The sequence below is a fragment of the Nocardiopsis sp. SBT366 genome, from assembly GCF_001083815.1.
In the GTDB taxonomy this organism is placed as follows: domain Bacteria; phylum Actinomycetota; class Actinomycetes; order Streptosporangiales; family Streptosporangiaceae; genus Nocardiopsis; species Nocardiopsis prasina.
The window spans coordinates 1-16,580 of sequence record NZ_LAVM01000107.1 but is presented as its reverse complement, the minus strand read 5'-3'; the positions used below and the strand labels follow the sequence as shown (position 1 = coordinate 16,580).

Genomic DNA, 16,580 nt, shown 5'->3' with positions numbered 1-16,580 from the left:
CAGCGTCCCTCCCCTGGCAGGAGCCCCATGCCCAACAGCAGCCATCTCACCGAGTACGCGGGGCTGCCCGTGGTGGAGTTCACGGGGTGGGAGACCATCCGCCGCGAGTTCCACTTCGCCATGGCGTGGGCGAGCAACCGGAGGCAACGCCACCCCAACCTGCCGTCGTCCTACGAGCCGCTCTTCGCGGCGCTCGCCGATCCCGGCTCAGTGGCGTGGCGGTGGCGCACGGAGGAGTCGGTCCACGGCAGGGACGGGCAGAGCATCGACGAGTACCTGCGCGAGTTCGACCAGCTCGTGCCGCACGACTCGGTCCGCGCCCTGATGGTGGGCCACTCCGAGCTTCAGGAGGGGAACGGCGACTTCCTCGCACCTCTGCTGGATCGCGCGTCCCGGTACACGAGCCTGCGCTCGCTCTTCTTCGGCGACATCCTCCAGGAGGAGAACGAGATCTCCTGGATCGAGCACGGCGACCTGACCCCACTGCTCACCGCTCTTCCCCGGCTGACGGCCTTCACGGTGCGCGGCGGCAGCGCCAGCCTCGGCCTGAGGGTCACCGAACCCCACGGGCTGCGGAGCCTGACCGTGCAGTCCGGCGGACTCCGACCCGAGGTCGTCCGGGACGTGTGCGCCGCGTCCCTGCCCGAGCTGGAGCACCTCGAACTGTGGCTGGGTGTGGAGGAGTACGCCGGTGGGCGCACCACCGGTGAGGACCTCGCCCCGGTCCTGTCCGGGACCGCCTTCCCGAAGCTGCGCTCCCTGGGCCTGCGCAACGCCGACCGCGCCGACGACTGGGTGGCGGTCCTGGCCGACGCCCCGGTCACCGGGACGCTGGCGGAGCTGGACCTGTCCCTCGGGATCCTGACGGACCGGGGCGCCCGGATCATCCTGGACACCCCCGTCTTCCACGGCCTGCGCCGCCTGGACCTGCACCACCACTACCTCTCCGAGGAGATGGAGGGACGGCTGCGCGCCGCCCTGACCGCCTCGGGGGTGGAGCACGATCTCTCCGACCGGGAGGAGCCCGAGGAGAACCCCTACGCGGAGGGCGGTCTCTCCTACTACACGGCGGTCTCCGAGTGAGCCGGGACCGGTCGGCCCTCGACCGCCCCCTGGTGGCGGTGTGCGTTCCGGGCAACCGCCGCCTGGCGCTGTTCACCGAGGCCGCTCGGGCGGCCGGGCTGCCCGACCCCGTCCCGCTGGACTGGCGCGAGCTCGCGGACCCGGCGGCCGGTCCCCCCGCCCTGCCCGAGGGCGCGCTGGTCCGCGTGGACTCCGCCGGCGAGGACGCCCCCACCGCCCGCCTGCTGCGCGGGTGGCGGCACGACCCCGACCTCCACCGGGTGGAGGGCGGCGCCGACCAGCACCGGGGGTTCGTCCGCGCCCTGGGAAAGCTGTCCCAGGCGGTTGCGGCCACCCCCGGGGCGCACCTCCTCCAGGACGTGGACGACCTGGCCGACCTCTGCGACAAGCGCCGTTGCCACGCGCGCCTGAACGCCGCCGGGGTTCCCGTCGCACCGGCCCCGCCCGAGCGCGTGACCGGCTACGACTCCCTGCGCGAGGCGATGGCCGGGCTCGTCTGGCGGAGGGTGTTCGTCAAGTCCGCGCACGGCTCGTCGGCCTCCGGGGTGGTAGCGCTGGCCACAGCCCCGGGTGGGCGGATCAGGGCGGTCACCTCGGCCCACCTGGTGCGTGACGGCGGGTCGGTGAAGCTGTACAACTCGCTGCGGCCGTTCACCTACACGGACGAGGCCGACGTGGCCGCGATCGTGGACGCGCTCGCCCCCGACGGCCTGCACGTGGAGCGCTGGGTGCCCAAGGCGGGCTTCCAAGGACGCGTGATCGACCTGCGCGTGCTGGTGGTCGCCGGACGGGCCACGCACGCGGTGGTGCGCTCGTCGCGCTCCCCCATGACCAACCTGCACCTGGGCAACGCCCGGGGCGACCTCGCGGCGCTGCGCGAGAGCATGGGCCCGCGCACCTGGCGAGCGGCCACGGCCACGGCGGAGGCCGCGGCGGGAGTCTTCCCACGAACCCTGCACACCGGCGTGGACCTGCTGGTCTCACCCGGCTGGCGCGAGTTCACGGTCTGTGAGGTCAACGCCTTCGGCGACCTCCTGCCCGGCGTCCTCCACGAGGGCCGCAGTACCCAGGCCGAGCAGCTGCACGCCCTCGCCACGGGCCGCTTCCCCCTTTCGGCCCCGCACCCGACACCCGTACACGCACTCTCCGGGGAACGCCCTTGACCACCGAACCCTCCACCGATCTCCCCGCACCGGACATGAACTCCGTGGTGGGCACGCACGACATCCTGCTGCTCACCCTCGACACCCTGCGCCACGACGTGGCCGTCGAGCTCGCCGAGGCCGGGCGCACCCCGAACCTGGCCCGGCTCCTGCCGCCGGGCGGCTGGGAGGAGCGGCACTCCCCCGCGAGCTTCACGTACGCCTCGCACCTGGCCATGCTCGCCGGGTTCCTGCCCACCCCTGCCGCACCGGGGCCGCACCCGCGCCTGTTCGCCGCCGCGTTCCCCGGCAGCGTCTCCACGGCGCCGGGGACCTGGACCTTCGACACAGCCGACCTCGCCTCGGGCCTGGCCCGGGAGGGTTACCACACGGTCTGTGTGGGCGGCACCGGCTTCTTCAACCGCAGGTCCGAGCTGGGGTCGGTGCTGCCGAACCTGTTCGCCGAGAGCCACTGGGAGGAGTCCTTCGGCGTGGCCGACCCGCACTCCTTCGAGAACCAGGTCGCCCGCGCGGTCGAGGCCAGCGCCGCCGTGCCCGCCGAACAGCCCCTGTTCCTGCTGCTCAACGTCGCCGCACTGCACCAGCCCAACTGGTTCCACCTGCCCGGGGCGACGCGGGAGGACGGGGACACCCGGGCCAGCCACGCGGCCGCCCTGGAGTACGTGGACCGACACCTGCCGCCACTGCTGGCCGCGATGTCCGCCCGCCGCCCCTGCTTCGCGATTGTGTGCTCGGACCACGGCACCGCCTACGGCGAGGACGGCCACACCGGCCACCGGATCGGCCACGAGACCGTCTGGACCGTCCCCTACACCCACGCCGTCCTGCCCCACGGCCACGGCACCGAGGAGAGCGCCGCGTGAGCGTCACACCGATGCCCGAACCCGTCCGCGCGGACTCCCCCTACCGCTCGTACGTGTACGCCTACCCGCACAAGAGCGCCTACCGCCCCTTCGCCGAGCGGCCCCACCTGTACGACCTGTGGGCGCGCGAGGACGCCAGTGCGCTCTCGTTGTACGCGCACATCCCGTTCTGCGAGATGCGCTGCGGGTTCTGCAACCTCTTCACCCGGTCAACGCCCCCGGCCGAACAGGTCACCGCCTACCTGGACGCCTTCGAGCGCCAGGCGGAGACGGTCGCGGCCTGCCTGCCCGAGAACAGCTCGTTCGCCCGCGCCGCCCTGGGCGGGGGCACCCCCACCTACCTCACCGCCGACGAACTGGCCCGGGTCTACGACACCGTCGAACGCCACTTCCCGGTGGACATGGGCGCGGTCCCGGTCTCCGTGGAGACCTCCCCGGCCACCGCCACCCCGGACCGCCTCCAGGTGCTGGACGCGCGCGGGATGACCCGGATCAGCATGGGTGTGCAGAGCTTCATCGACTCCGAGGCGCACGCCGCCGGACGTCCGCAGAAGCGCGCGGAAGTGGACCGGGCGCTGGCCGCCATCCGAGACCACGCCCGGGCCGACCTCAACGTGGACCTCATCTACGGCATCGACCGGCAGACCGCCAGGACCTGGGAGTACTCGCTGGACACGGCGCTCTCGTGGGAACCGGAGGAGATCTACCTCTACCCGCTGTACGTTCGGCCCCTCACCGGGTTGGGCCGACGTGCCCGCGAATGGGACGACCACCGGCTGGCGCTGTACCGGCAGGGCCGCGACCATCTGCGCGAGCGCGGCTACGAGCAGGTGTCCATGCGCATGTTCCGGCGGGCCGACGCCCCCGAGCCCCTGGCCTCCGCTCCGGACCACAGCTGCCAGACCGACGGCATGGTGGGCCTGGGCTGCGGTGCCCGTTCCTACACCGGCACCACGCACTACTCGTTCGACTACGCGGTGGGCGTGGGCCGGGTGCGGTCGATCATCGCGGACTACGTGGGGCGCGACGGGGCCGACTTCGCCCGTGCCGAGGTCGGGTTCGTACTGGACGAGGACGAGCGCCGCCGCAGACACGTGCTCCAGTCGCTGCTGCGCGTGGAGGGGCTGGAGGTGGCCGACTACACGTCCAGGTTCGGCTCGCACCCGGTGGCCGACTTCCCCGAGGAGTTCGCGGCGGTGTCGGAACGCGGCTGGCTGGAGGGCGGAGCCGTGGACACCCCGACGGTCCGGCTCACCGAGGAGGGGCTGGCGCACTCCGACTCCGTCGGCCCGGACTTCTTCTCCGCACGGGTCAACCGCCTGACCGCCGAGTACGAGGCCTCATGAGCTCCCCCGTGGACCTTCCCGAGCCCACACTGCTCCGCCCCGCCACGGACCGGCCGCTGCCCGCCCACCTCACCCTCCTGTACCGGGGGCCGCTGGCCAGCTGCGACTACGACTGCCCGTACTGCCCCTTCGCCAAGCGCCGGGACAGCCCCGGGACGCTGCGCGCCGACCGTGCCGCCCTGGAACGGTTCACCGACTGGGTGGCCGGGCGCACCGGCACGCGCTTCTCGGTGCTGTTCACGCCGTGGGGCGAGGGGCTGACCCGCTCCTGGTACCGCCGGGCCATCACCCGGCTGAGCCACCTGCCGCACGTGGAGAGGGTGGCGATCCAGACCAACCTCAGCGGCCGCACGGCCTGGCTCGCCGACTGCGACCGCGACTCCGTCGCCCTGTGGACCACCTACCACCCGGGCGAGGTCGACCACGAGCGCTTCCTCCAGAAGACCAGTGAGCTGACCGAACTCGGGGTCCGGTTCAGCGTGGGGGTGGTGGGCCAGCCCGAGCACCTGGCGGCCGCGCGCCGCATGCGCGCGGACCTGCCCGAGGGGGTCTACCTCTGGGTGAACGCCGCCGAGGGACTGACCTACACGGACGCCGAGGCCGAGGTCTGGCAGGGGATCGACCCCCACTTCCACTACAGCCGCGATCCGCATCCGAGCCGTGGGGCGCCCTGTCGTACGGGTGACACCGTGCTGTCCGTCAACGGGGACGGCGACGTACGCCGCTGCCACTTCGTGGACACCCCGCTCGGCAACCTCTACGACGGGTCCTTCGCCGACGGCCTCGGACCGAGCCCGTGCCCGCTCACCAGCTGCGACTGCCACATCGGATACGTGCACCTGGAGACCCTGGACCTGTACGACGTGTTCCGTGGCGGGGTGGTCGAGCGCGTTCCGGCCGTCACGCCCCCGCGCTCCCGGAACCCTCCGGACGCCCCGCACCGGCCCGTTCCCCCGGAGGCTGGCGGCCGATCCGACCTCAGGGCGCTTCCGGGAGCGGGATGGTGACGCAGCCGGTCCCGCCCAGGTCCAGGATCACTCCCCGCGGGGTGCGCACCAGCCGCAGCACCAGCACCGCGCAGTTCGGGCAGCGGGCGACCAGCCCGGGGCCGTCCGCGTAGACCCGCAGTTGGGCACACACACCCTCGTCACCGCAGACCGCGCACCGGCGCACGGCGGTGGTCAGGTCCACGCTGAAGACCTCCGACAGCGGACCGGCGAGCACGTTTCCGTCCAGGTGGTTCGGTCCGGTCATCGTCCGCCTCCGCTGCCGTAGCGCTCGGTTCGAATCCTGCGCGGGTCGTGGCCCAGCGCGACGAGCCCGTCGGCGACCGTCTCGACGAACCCGGTGGGCCCGCACACGTAGCACAGGGGTGCGAACTCGACCGGGAACCCGTGGGTGTTCAGATCCGCCACGCTCAACCGTTTGGCTCCGCGCACCGAACCCGGCGGGGCGTCCCGCGTGTAGGCGAGGAAGACGTCCACGCCCGGGTCCGCGGCGGCCCCGAGGTCCTTGGCGTAGTAACGGTCCTCGGGCGATCGCAGCGAGTACAGGACGCGGAACAGGGCCCGGCTCCCGGTGCGTCGGCGTTCGCGCACCATCGACGCGAGCGGGACGACTCCGGAGCCGCCGCCGACGAGCACGACGGGATCGGTGTCGTCCGTCCGCCAGACGAACCAGCCCCCCAGGGGCCCGCGCACCCACACCCGGTCACCGGGCCGGAAGTCCCGGACCAGGTACGGGGAGACCTCCCCGTCGGGCGCCAGCTGGACGGTGAGCTCCAGGCGGTCCGGCCCGGAGGCCGACGCGACGGAGTAGGAGCGCTCGGCGGTGTACCCGTCCTCCGCTCGCAGCTGCACGTCCACGTGCTGTCCGGCTCGGTGCCCGGACCAGCCGGGCACCGAGAGCACCAGCGTGCGGGCGGTGGGGGTCTCCCACCGGGCGGACTCCAGGACCGCGGGCGTCCATGAGGGCATCGGTCAGTCTCCCCGGTAGCGCTGTTCCCGCCAGGGGTCGCCGTAGTCGTGGTACCCGCCCTGCTCCCAGAACCCGGGTTCGTCCTCGTGGGCCAGGGTCAGGCCCCGCACCCACTTGGCGGACTTCCAGAAGTACAGGTGGGGAACGAGCAGGCGGGCGGGCCCGCCGTGTTCGGCGGCCAGTGGCTCCCCGTCGAAGGTGTGCACGACCCACGCCTGCCCGTCCGTGAGGTCCTCCAGCGGCAGGTTCGTGGTGTAGCCGCCGTAGGAGTGGGCCAGTACGTGGTCGGCGGCGCTCTCCACGTCCGCCAACAGGGTGTCCAGGGAGACGCCGACCCAGTCGGTGCCGAGCTTGGACCAGCGGGTGACGCAGTGGATGTCCACGTGCGGCCGTTCCTGGGCCAGCCCCATGAACTCGTCCCAGGTCCAGCTGTGGGCGGCTCCGGTCTCGGCGGTGATGGTGAAGGTCCAGTCGTCGGTGTCGACGCGCGGAGTGGGCCCCACGCTCAGCACCGGGAAGTCGTCTGTCTGGTACTGCCCTGGCGGAACGCGGTCGGATTCGGCGCCGCGCCGACCCTGGAACCCGCGCGTGAACATGTTCATGCTCGACCCCTGTCGTGTGTGGGACGTTCCAACGGCGCGCACCGTGCCGCGGCGGGAACGGGGGTGGGCGCGCCCACCCCCGTCGGACACGTCACCTCGGGTACGGCGCGCGCCGGACGGTCTAGCGGACCCCCGCGCCGGTGGACCGTGCGGCCTGCTGTCGCGGCACCCACGAGCGGGTGCCGAGGACGTCGCTGAGGAAGTCGCTGGCCAGCAGCAGGGCCGCCTGGTTCGCGTGCGTGTCACGCATGCTGTCCACCATCATGAAGTCGTGGATCATGCCCTGGAAGCGGACCGCGGTCACCGGCACCCCGGCCTCGCGTAGCTTGCGGGCGTAGGCCTCGCCCTCGTCACGCAGCACGTCGGCCTCGCCGTTGAGCACGATCGCGGGCGGCAGGCCGCGCAGCTCCTCCAACGACGCCCGGAGCGGTGAGGCGTAGACCTCCCTGCGCTGCGCGGGGTCCGGGGCGTACTGGTCCCAGAACCAGATCATGCCGTCCCGGTTCAGGAAGTACCCGAAGGCGAACTGGTGGTAGGACCCGGTGTCGAAGTCGGCGTCGGTCACCGGATACAGCAGAGCCTGTCCCCTGAGCGGGACGTCACCGCGGTCCTTGGCCATGAGCGCCAGCACGGTGGCCATGTTGCCGCCGACCGAGTCACCGGACACCGCCATCCGGCCGCCGTCCAGGTTCCTCTCGGCGCCGTGGCGCACGACCCACTGGGCGGCCGCGTAGTTCTGCTCGATCGCGGTCGGGTACCTGGCCTCCGGCGAGCGGTCGTACTCGGGGAAGACCACCGCGGCACCGGTGCGCGTGGCCAGTTCACGGACCAGGCGGTCGTGGGTGTTGGAGCTGCCGAACACCCAGCCGGCGCCGTGGACGTACAGGATCACCGGCAGGACTCCGGTGGCGCCCGCGGGGCGCACGATCCGGATCGGCACCTGGCCGGTCGGGCCGCCCTCGATGGTGATCCACTCGTCGGTGATCTCCGGTTTGGGCACCCCCTCACCGCTCTGCACGCCCTCCAGGATGTCCCGTCCCTGCTCGGGAGGGAGCTGGTAGATGAAGGGCTCCTCGGCGTTGGCGTCGGCGAACTCCTGGGCTTCCCTTTCCAGGGGCACCTTGTTCTCGGACATGCCTTCTCCATGGGTACGGCGTCTGAACGGGTCGGGGATCCGAACGCGCACTTCCGTCCCGGAACCCGGGGCTGGGGATGCCCGTACCCCTCAGCCGGGTAACCGGGCTTTCGCAACATTTGGCCCCCCACAAGCCAGGAATTGGCAGCGCCACGACCGGCGTCCCGGAGGGTGGGCCCCCTCCGAACGCGTCACTTCCCGGCGCCCATAATGAGCCCATGGTCCTTCCTCGTGTGATCGCCACCGACCTTGACGGAACCCTCCTCGACCAGAACGGCCAGGTCTCCCCCCGCAACCATCGCGCCCTCACCGCCGCCGTGGAGGCGGGGATCAGGGTCGTCATCGTGACCGCCCGCCCGCCGCGCACCACCGAACCCTTCGCCGCCATGTTCGACTGCGCCGCTGTGGTCTGCGGCAACGGGGCCCACACCCAGCTGCCCGGGGAGTCGGAGCCGCTGGTGCGGGCGATCGACCGCGACACCTCCGGCACGATCGTCGAGAAGCTCCGCTTCTCCCTGCCTGGCCTCGGGTTCGGGGTGGAGACCGGCACGGACTTCTACCACGACACCGACTACCACCTGGAGCCGTGGATTCGGGCCGAATGGGTCAAGGGTGTGCTGGACGGCACCGACGCCCTGCTGACCGCCGCCACCCCGGTCACCAAGCTCATCGCCCGGTCCAAGCAGTATCCGGTGCACCATATGTACGAGGCGGCCGTGACGGCCGTGGGCACGCTCGCCGAACCGACCTACTCGGGCGGGGCGGGCCTGGTGGAGATCAGCGCGGCGGGGGTCAACAAGGGCAGCACGCTCGCGATGCTCTGCGAGAGCTGGGGCGTCGACCGCGAGGAGGTCGTGGCCTTCGGGGACATGCCCAACGACCGCTCCGCGCTGACCTGGGCGGGGTCCGGGTACGCGATGAGCAGTGGGCACCGGGACCTGCTCGATCCCGCACTGGGTCTCAAGGTGGCGCCGTCCAGCTTCGAGGACGGGGTGGGACGCGTGGTGGAGGAGATCCTGGAGCGGGCCTGACCGGATAATCACTGGCCGAGGTCGCGGTGAGGCTTCTACGGTGGCGGGATCCGTTCGATCTGCCCCGAGGAACCGCCGTGCCGCACCCCACCCAGCTCGTGTCGTCGCTCGCCGCCCCCGAACGGCTGGCGCTGTTCGCCCGGATCGTCACCGCCGGAGCCGAGGGGCTCGACCGGGGTGAGGTCCGGGGAACGGCCAGGCACCTGGCGCGGCTCCTGCGTGACGGTCTGGTGCGTGAGGAGGGGGCTCGGCTCGTCGCCGTGCCCGGGATCTTCGCGGAGGCCATGCGCGAGCACAGGGACGTGACCCGGACGACCGACCCCGTGGACGCGCTCTTCCACGAGGGGCGGCTCACCTCGATGCCAGCCAAGCGCGACCTCCGCCTGGCGGCCCTCGGCCGTGTCGCCGAGCGCCTGTTCGCCCCGGAGTTGGAGTACACGGAGAAACAGGTGAACACGGCGATCCTGACCTGCTTCGACGACCCCTCCGCCCTGCGCCGCTACCTGGTGGAGGAGGGCTTCCTGGACCGCGAGGACGACGGCAGCCGCTACCGCCTCGCCCGGGGATAGGGGAAGGTGCCGGTCAGAAGCCGTCGCCGTCCGGCTTGACCAGGCAGAACTCGTTTCCCTCGGGGTCACGCAGAACCTGGAACGAGCCCTCCTCGTCGGTGACCACCTCCCCCACGGGGGTGGCGCCGTGCCCCACGACGGAACGGACGGACGCGGAGAGGTCGTCGACGACCACGTCCGCGTGGACGCGGTTGGGGCGGGCCTTGGCCTCCGGGGTCGGCTGGAACGACAGCCGGGGCTGGCCCTCGGCTCCGTGGAGAACGACCCATCCGTCCGACCGGGCCTCCACATCCCCACCGATCACGAAGGCCCAGAAGCGGGCGAGTGCGAGCGGGTCGACGGCGTTGACCACCCACTGGGCCAGGGATCCCTGAGTCATGCGGGCACACTAACACCGGAGGGGGCGTCCGCCCGGGCGCCGAGCCCGGGCGGACGGGTGACTAGTGGAGGACCTTCAGGCCGACGACGCCGGCGACGATGGCGATCAGGCACAGTGCCTTGGGCACGCTGAAGCCCTCACCGAGGAAAAACATGCCGATGAGCGCGGTACCGACCACGCCGATGGACACCCAGACGGCGTAACCCGTGCCGAGCGGGATGGTGCGAAGGGCGAAGGCCAGACCGGCCATGCTGAGGGCGAGGGTGACACCGAAGATCACCGAGGGCCACAAACGGGTGAAGCCCTGTGAGGCGTGGAGCGCGGCGGCCCACGCGGTTTCGAGAAGACCGGAGATCACGAGAACGATCCAGGCCATGACCTGTTACCTCCAAGACGTACGAACTGTGGTTCGCGCCGTCTTGTCTTGACCGGGTACGGCGCCCTCGTCCGGAGTCTCAGGTACTCGAACCCTACAACGACCCCCGAGGGGTGAGGCTTCCAGGGTGGGTGGTCAGACCCGTCACCACCTCAGGGCCGTGTGCCGTCGACTTCCTCATGGTAGGTACGGCGGGTGCGTTCGGTGTGCTCACTCATGAGTTCGCGCGCGCGAGCCGCTTCGCCCCGCTGGATGACCTCGACCAACTGCTCGTGCTCGTCCCAGGAGGCGGAGCCGCGGATCCGGGCCACGGGCGCGTAGTACCAGCGGACCCGGCGGTCCACCTGGGCGGCGAGTTCGGCGAGCACCCGGTTGCCGGAGGCCTCGGTGACGGTGCGGTGGAAGTCGGCGTTGGCCTTGACCACGGCGTCGGTGTCGGCTCGCTCGGCTGCGGCGCGACCGGTGGAGACCAGGTCGCGCAGTTGGCCGACCTGCTCGTCGGAGGCGTTCTCCGCGGCCAGCCGCGCGGACTCGGCCTCCAGCATGGCGCGCACGGCCAGGAGCTGATCCGCCTCGCTCTCGGTGGGGGTGTGCACGAAGGCCCCGTAGCCGGGCCGCAGGTCCACCCAGCCCTCGTTGCTGAGCCGCTGCATGGCCTCGCGGACCGGCTGGCGCGAGACCCCCAGGGTGCGTGCCAGCTCGGTCTCGACCAGGTGCTGCCCAGGCGAGAGCGTCCGAGCGGTGATCAGGTCGAGAATCGCCTCGTAGACGGCCTCGCGCAACGGAACCGGGCGCTGGATGCGTCCCGCTACGGCGTTCAATCCCTGCGAGGACATGAGGAGTCTCCCGGATCCGGTGGTCGTTGTAGACAGTGTACGAAGTTCGGTGCGTGCGTGTGTCACACAGGAAGACCGACCAGCTCGACGCGGCCGGGGACCCGGCCGGGCGGAACCACCGCGAGCGCGTCGGCCACGGCGGCGGCGCGCAGGTCGGCGGAGCCGCTCGCGGGGAGTTCCACCGCGAGGTCGCGGCTGACCCGCACCGGGAGCAGACGGGTGTCGGAGGCGTGTGGCCGTACGTCACCGACCAGCCGGACCCGTCTCCCGGTGTGCGCCGGGTCCCGCCGGTCGGCGCGCCCGCTGAGCACGGGGACCAGGAGGGTGAGCGCGGCGGCGAGGGCGGCCCCGGGGTTACCGGGAAGGCCCACGACCACGGTCCCCGAGGGCAGGACCGCGAGCAGTTGCGGGTGGCCGGGGCGGCAGGCCACCCCGTCCACCACGAAGTTGGCGCCGAGGGCGGTCAGCGCCGCGCGCAGGTGGTCGGCGGGACCCGTCGAGGAGGAGCCGCAGACGGCCACGGTGTCCGTCCCCGCCGCTCCGTCAAGCCGCTCCTCCAGGGCGCCCCCGCGGTCCGCCACCGCGACGAGGGGCTCGCAGCGGCCGCCCGCCCAGGCCGCCAGGCCGGGCAGCACCGGGCCGATGGCGTCACGGACCGCACCCGGGCGGGGCACCCCCGCGTGCACCACCTCGTCCCCGGTGACCAGGACGCGCACGCGCGGGCGCAGCACCGGGAGGGAGTCGTTGCCCAGGCTGGCGGCCAGCCCCAGGAGGGCGGGGGTCGCGGGACTGCCCGCCCGTGCGGCCACCGTCCCGGCCAGGGTGGTCTCGCCCCTGCGGCGGAGGTGCCGCCCGGGTGTGACCTCGCCGTACAGGAGCCGCGCACCGTCCGGCGCGGGAGGGACATCGGATTCGGACGCCGGATCGCCGAGCCCACGTGTGCCCTCCGGCTCCGGGGGTGCCAGGGTGGCGCGTTCGTGGGGCAGGACGGCGGTGGTGCCGTCCGGCGCGACGGCACCCGTGGCCGTCTCCACCGCCTCTCCCGGGTTCAGGCGGACGACCGGCCCGGGGTGCCCGGCGAGTGATCGCCCGAGGACGAGCCAGGGCCCCTCGCCGGAGACGGCGTATCCGTCCATGGCGGCGCTGTCCAGGACGGGTACGTCGATGGCGGAGACGAGGTCGGCCCCCAGGGTGGCCCCCCGGGCCTCGGCCAGGGGCACGTCCTCGGCGGGCGCGCCTGCGGCGGCGCCGATCTCCCGGGCCAGTTCGCGCGCCCGGGGCCACGGCGTGGGCGTGTGGCCTCCGGAGGGGCGGCGGTCACGAAGAAGCGGAGAAGTTTCCCAGGCACCCGAGTCGGGCATTCCTTCTCTCCCTGCCGTGGTGAGGGGACGGATGCGGCCGAGCATACTGTATACAGTATGGAATAGAAAGGAGTCCTCATGCGCATCGCCGTCCTCGGCGCCGGAGCCATCGGCGCCTACGCGGGCGCCGCCCTCCATCGCGGCGGAGCGGACGTCCACCTCATCGCCAGGGGCGCCCACCTGCGCGCCCTGCGCGAGCACGGCGTCCGGGTCCTCAGCCCCCGTGGCGACTTCACCGCACGCCCCCACGTCACGGACGACCCCGCCGAGATCGGCCCCGTGGACGCGGTCCTCCTCGGCCTCAAGGCCCAGCACTACGCCGACTGCGGACCGATGCTGCGCCCCCTCCTGGGACCGGCGACCGCCGTGGTCGCCGCCCAGAACGGCATCCCCTGGTGGTACTTCCACGGGGTGGAGGGGCCGTTCGCCGACCATCGCATCGAGAGCGTGGACCCGGCAGGGGCGGTCAGCCGCGCCATCCCCGTCGAGCGCGCCGTCGGCTGCGTGGTCTACGCGGCCACCGAGATCGTGGAACCTGGGGTGGTCCGGCACATCGAGGGCACCCGGTTCTCCGTCGGGGAGCCGGACCGGTCCGACTCCCGGCGCTGCCGCGACATCTCCGAGGCGATGACGGCGGGCGGGCTCAAGTGCCCGGTCGTGCCCGACCTCCGCGTGGACGTCTGGGTGAAGCTCATGGGCAACATCGTCTTCAACCCGCTGAGCGCGCTCACCCGCTCGACCATGGCGCAGATCTGCCGCCACCGGTCGACCCGCGACCTGGCCCGCACCATGATGAACGAGACCCTGGATGTGGCCGCCCGGCTGGGCGTGCGCACCGACGTCTCCGTGGAGCGCAGGCTCGCGGGCGCGGAGCGGACCGGGGACCACCGGACCTCCACCCTGCACGACCTCGAACGCGGCCGCCCGATGGAGCTGGACGTCATCCTGTCCGCCGTGGTCGAGCTGGCCGACCTCACCGGCGCCCCCGCGCCCACCCTGCGCGCGGTCGACGCCGTGGCCGGACTCCTCAACCAGAGGGTGTCGGAACCCGCGCTGGTCTAGCGCCTCCACGACTCCCGCACCATTGCCCCGCCAACCAACATTGCATACAGTATTCCCTTTGAGGCCACGAACCCCGAGCGAGGCCACATGCGACGTTCCGCAGACCACTCCAACCCCCTCGACCGACTCACCCGACCCCTCGTCCGCGAACACGGGGAACTCCGCCCCGCCAGTTGGGAGGAGGCCCTCGACCGCGCCGCGGCCGGTTTCCGGAAGGGCGTCGACCACCACGGACCCAACTCCTTCGGCATGCTCTCCTGTGCCAGGGCCACCAACGAGATGAACTTCGTCGCGCAGAAGTTCACCCGCGTCGTGGTCGGCACCAACAACGTCGACTCCTGCAACCGCACCTGCCACGCCCCCAGCGTCGCGGGCCTGTCCGCGGCCTTCGGCTCCGGCGGCGGCACCTCCTCCTACGCCGAGATCGAGGACACCGACCTCATCGTCATCTGGGGCGGCAACCCCCGTTTCGCCCACCCGATCTTCTTCCAGCACGTGCTCAAGGGAGTGCGCAACGGGGCCCGGCTCTTCGTCGTGGACCCCCGCCGCACCCCCACCGCGGAGTGGGCCGACCGCTGGTTCGGCCTCAACGTGGGCACCGACATCCCGCTCGCCCACGCCGTGGGACGGGAGATCCTGCACGCCGGACTGGCCAACGAGTCCTTCATCGAGCGCGCCACCAGCGGGCTCGACGAGTACCGCGCGCTGGTGGAGCCGTGGACGCTCGCGGCCGCCGAGGCCGAGACCGGTGTCCCCGCCGAGGCCATCCGCGAGCTCGCGCACACCTACGCCCGCGCCGAACGCGCCCAGATGTGCTGGACCCTCGGCATCACCGAACACCACAACGCCACCGACAACGTCCGTTCGCTGATCAACCTGTCCCTGCTCACCGGACACGTCGGGCGGCACGGCTCCGGGCTCAACCCGCTGCGCGGCCAGAACAACGTGCAGGGCGGTGGCGACATGGGAGCCATCCCGGACCGTCTGGCCGGGTTCCAGGACATCCTGGACGCCGAGGTCAGGGCCCCGTTCGAGCAGACCTGGGGCCGCCCCATCCAGAACCGCAAGGGCCTGAACCTCACCCAGATGTTCGAGGCCATGGAGGAGGGCGAGCTGAAGACGCTCTACGTCATCGGCGAGAACCCCGTCCAGTCCGAGCCCGAGACGCACAAGACCACCGCGCGGCTGCGGGCCCTGGACCACCTGGTGGTCCAGGACATCTTCCTCACCCGCACCGCCGAACTCGCCGACGTGGTGCTCCCGGCCAGCGCCGCCTGGTGCGAGTCCGACGGCACCTTCACCAACAGCGAGCGGCGGGTGCAGCTGGTCCGCAAGGCCCTGGACCCGCCGGAGGGCGCCAGGGACGACATCGAGATCATGTGCGCGCTGGCGACCCGGCTGGGGTACGACTGGGAACGCCCCTCGGCGGAGGAGATCTGGGACGAGGTGCGCTCGCTGTCCCCCATGCACCGGGGCATGAGCTACGCGCGCCTGGCCGAGCACGACGGCATCCAGTGGCCCTGCTACTCCGAGGACACCCTCGAGCCCAGCTACCTGCACTCCCGGCTGTGGTCGAAGGACCCGCTCGAACGGGGCGCGCCCGCGCCGTTCGGGATCGTCGGCCACTCGCCGCCGGTGGACCTGCTGGACGAGGACTTCCCGTTCCGGCTCACCACCGGCCGCCGTCTGGACGACTACAACACCGGCGTGCAGACCTCCGGCTTCTCCTCGCCGATGCGCCGTGGCGAGCTGCTGGACCTGTCGCCGGAGGACGCCGCCAAGCTGGGAGTGGAGGACGGTGAGACGGTCCGGGTGACCTCGCGGCGCGGTTCGGTGCTGGTACCGGTGTCGGTCGCCGAGTCCATGCGGCCCGGACTGGTGTTCATGACCTTCCACTTCCCGCACCAGGTGGACACGCAGCTGCTCACCATCGACGCCACCGACCCGATCGCGGGGACCGCCGAGTACAAGGCGGCGGCGGTGCGCATCGAACGGGTCGACCCGCACCCGGACCGGGGACGGGAGGTCCCCGAACGCGTCTCGGGCTGAGGCACCCGGCCCGAGCACGTGGAGGCGGGCCGACACGGGGGCGGGCCGTCCCACCAGCCCCGGTGGGACGGTCCGCCCGGCATGCCCGGAGGGCGACCCCCATCCCCCAACTCACTTGGGGAACGAGGGTTGTCAATCCGGAACACCCATCTTAGTGTCCTCTGTATACAGAATCCTGTGATCTGGCTTACACACGATTGAGGTGATCCGGGCGTGGACCTGCGACTTCTGGACGAGGTGGCCACCGACGCCGAACGCGACGCCGTCGACACACTCCTGGGAGCACCCGAATCCGGTTGGGAGGGCGGGACCCGCCAGGACTCCGACCTGCGCTACGCACGGGGCGGACACGCCGCACGCGACCGGCGCGACCTGCTCCTGCCCGCCCTGCACGCCGTCAACGACCGCGTGGGCTGGATCAGCCGCGGAGCGCTCAACCACATCTGCCGCAGGCTCACCGTCCCCCCGGCCGAGGCCTACGCCGTGGCGTCCTTCTACGCCATGTTCGCGCTGCACGAGCGCCCCCGCCGGGTCGTGCACCTGTGCACCGACATCGCCTGCGCGGCCTCCGGTTCCGGCGCGCTCCGCGACCGCCTGAACGCCCGTCTGGGCCCGCCCGGCGGTCACCCCGACGACCCCGAGGCCCCCGGAACCACCTGGCACGAGAGCCCCTGCCTGGGCCTGTGCGAGCGCGCTCCCGCCGCGCTCGCCCTCGAAGCCGGGAGCCCCGCACGGTACGCGGTCGCCG

18 protein-coding genes and 1 riboswitch are annotated in these 16,580 nt (G+C 72.2%); of the genes, 10 read left to right on the top strand and 8 right to left on the bottom strand.

Going from position 1 to position 16,580, the window contains the following annotated elements; genetic code table 11:
- The first annotated feature begins 27 nt into the window (after positions 1-27).
- From ADX84_RS23080 to ADX84_RS23060, 5 genes are read left to right on the top strand one after another with little or no spacing between them, the layout of a single operon-like run.
- Positions 28-1,083, top strand: coding sequence for an STM4015 family protein (locus tag ADX84_RS23080; protein WP_049579089.1), 1,056 nt, complete (start codon positions 28-30; stop codon positions 1,081-1,083).
- Positions 1,080-2,246, top strand: coding sequence for an STM4014 family protein (locus ADX84_RS23075; protein ID WP_049579086.1), 1,167 nt, complete (start codon positions 1,080-1,082; stop codon positions 2,244-2,246). Before ADX84_RS23080 ends, ADX84_RS23075 begins: the two co-directional genes overlap by 4 nt.
- Before the next feature lie 35 nt (positions 2,247-2,281).
- Complete coding sequence (locus ADX84_RS23070) at positions 2,282-3,109, top strand: STM4013/SEN3800 family hydrolase (RefSeq protein WP_049579098.1); 828 nt, start codon at positions 2,282-2,284, stop codon at positions 3,107-3,109.
- An 11-nt stretch (positions 3,110-3,120) separates the two neighbouring features.
- Complete coding sequence (locus ADX84_RS23065; protein WP_049579095.1) at positions 3,121-4,455, top strand: STM4012 family radical SAM protein; 1,335 nt, start codon at positions 3,121-3,123, stop codon at positions 4,453-4,455.
- Positions 4,452-5,462: an STM4011 family radical SAM protein gene (locus tag ADX84_RS23060; RefSeq protein ID WP_049579083.1), complete on the top strand. Its 1,011-nt coding sequence runs from the start codon at positions 4,452-4,454 to the stop codon at positions 5,460-5,462. Before ADX84_RS23065 ends, ADX84_RS23060 begins: the two co-directional genes overlap by 4 nt.
- Here the strand turns inward: ADX84_RS23060 and ADX84_RS23055 are convergent.
- The 4 genes from ADX84_RS23055 to ADX84_RS23040 all read right to left on the bottom strand — a co-directional run bounded on the left by ADX84_RS23055 (position 5,434) and on the right by ADX84_RS23040 (position 8,169).
- Complete coding sequence (locus tag ADX84_RS23055) at positions 5,434-5,709, bottom strand: DUF6510 family protein (RefSeq protein ID WP_049579081.1); 276 nt, start codon at positions 5,707-5,709, stop codon at positions 5,434-5,436. The genes ADX84_RS23060 and ADX84_RS23055 overlap by 29 nt on opposite strands.
- Positions 5,706-6,431, bottom strand: coding sequence for an FAD-binding oxidoreductase (locus tag ADX84_RS23050; protein WP_049579079.1), 726 nt, complete (start codon positions 6,429-6,431; stop codon positions 5,706-5,708). Before ADX84_RS23050 ends, ADX84_RS23055 begins: the two co-directional genes overlap by 4 nt.
- Before the next feature lie 3 nt (positions 6,432-6,434).
- Positions 6,435-7,034 carry a sulfite oxidase-like oxidoreductase gene (locus ADX84_RS23045; protein WP_049579077.1) on the bottom strand — a complete coding sequence of 200 codons (600 nt, stop codon included), beginning with the start codon at positions 7,032-7,034 and terminating at the stop codon, positions 6,435-6,437.
- Between the two features lie 121 nt (positions 7,035-7,155).
- Positions 7,156-8,169, bottom strand: a complete 1,014-nt coding sequence (locus ADX84_RS23040; protein ID WP_049579074.1) for an alpha/beta hydrolase — start codon at positions 8,167-8,169, stop codon at positions 7,156-7,158.
- Between the two features lie 218 nt (positions 8,170-8,387).
- Here ADX84_RS23040 and ADX84_RS23035 point away from each other — a divergent pair, with 218 nt between their 5' ends.
- Complete coding sequence (locus ADX84_RS23035) at positions 8,388-9,200, top strand: HAD family hydrolase (protein WP_049579071.1); 813 nt, start codon at positions 8,388-8,390, stop codon at positions 9,198-9,200.
- Between the two features lie 77 nt (positions 9,201-9,277).
- Positions 9,278-9,769: a DUF2087 domain-containing protein gene (locus tag ADX84_RS23030; RefSeq protein WP_049579069.1), complete on the top strand. Its 492-nt coding sequence runs from the start codon at positions 9,278-9,280 to the stop codon at positions 9,767-9,769.
- A 13-nt stretch (positions 9,770-9,782) separates the two neighbouring features.
- Here ADX84_RS23030 and ADX84_RS23025 read toward each other — a convergent pair whose 3' ends face one another.
- The 4 genes from ADX84_RS23025 to ADX84_RS23010 all read right to left on the bottom strand — a co-directional run bounded on the left by ADX84_RS23025 (position 9,783) and on the right by ADX84_RS23010 (position 12,721).
- On the bottom strand, positions 9,783-10,148 hold the full coding sequence (locus ADX84_RS23025; protein ID WP_049579067.1) for a VOC family protein: 366 nt from the start codon (positions 10,146-10,148) through the stop codon (positions 9,783-9,785).
- A 61-nt stretch (positions 10,149-10,209) separates the two neighbouring features.
- Positions 10,210-10,524 carry a multidrug efflux SMR transporter gene (locus ADX84_RS23020; RefSeq protein WP_049579064.1) on the bottom strand — a complete coding sequence of 105 codons (315 nt, stop codon included), beginning with the start codon at positions 10,522-10,524 and terminating at the stop codon, positions 10,210-10,212.
- A 32-nt stretch (positions 10,525-10,556) separates the two neighbouring features.
- Positions 10,557-10,621, bottom strand: a riboswitch (guanidine-III (ykkC-III) riboswitch).
- A 55-nt stretch (positions 10,622-10,676) separates the two neighbouring features.
- Complete coding sequence (locus ADX84_RS23015; RefSeq protein ID WP_199776676.1) at positions 10,677-11,360, bottom strand: GntR family transcriptional regulator; 684 nt, start codon at positions 11,358-11,360, stop codon at positions 10,677-10,679.
- A 62-nt stretch (positions 11,361-11,422) separates the two neighbouring features.
- On the bottom strand, positions 11,423-12,721 hold the full coding sequence (locus tag ADX84_RS23010; protein ID WP_199776675.1) for a molybdopterin molybdotransferase MoeA: 1,299 nt from the start codon (positions 12,719-12,721) through the stop codon (positions 11,423-11,425).
- Between the two features lie 78 nt (positions 12,722-12,799).
- On the opposite strand from ADX84_RS23010, the gene ADX84_RS23005 reads away from it, so the two are divergent.
- The 3 genes from ADX84_RS23005 to ADX84_RS22995 form a co-directional block, all read left to right on the top strand.
- Entirely contained in the window at positions 12,800-13,783 is a 984-nt protein-coding gene (locus ADX84_RS23005; RefSeq protein WP_049579062.1) for a 2-dehydropantoate 2-reductase, read from the top strand.
- A gap of 87 nt (positions 13,784-13,870) precedes the next feature.
- Positions 13,871-15,832, top strand: a complete 1,962-nt coding sequence (locus ADX84_RS23000) for a molybdopterin oxidoreductase family protein (RefSeq protein ID WP_049579061.1) — start codon at positions 13,871-13,873, stop codon at positions 15,830-15,832.
- 213 nt (positions 15,833-16,045) lie between these two features.
- Positions 16,046-16,580, top strand: a 535-nt coding sequence (locus ADX84_RS22995) for an NAD(P)H-dependent oxidoreductase subunit E (RefSeq protein WP_049579058.1), incomplete at its 3' end; no start/stop codon positions are given.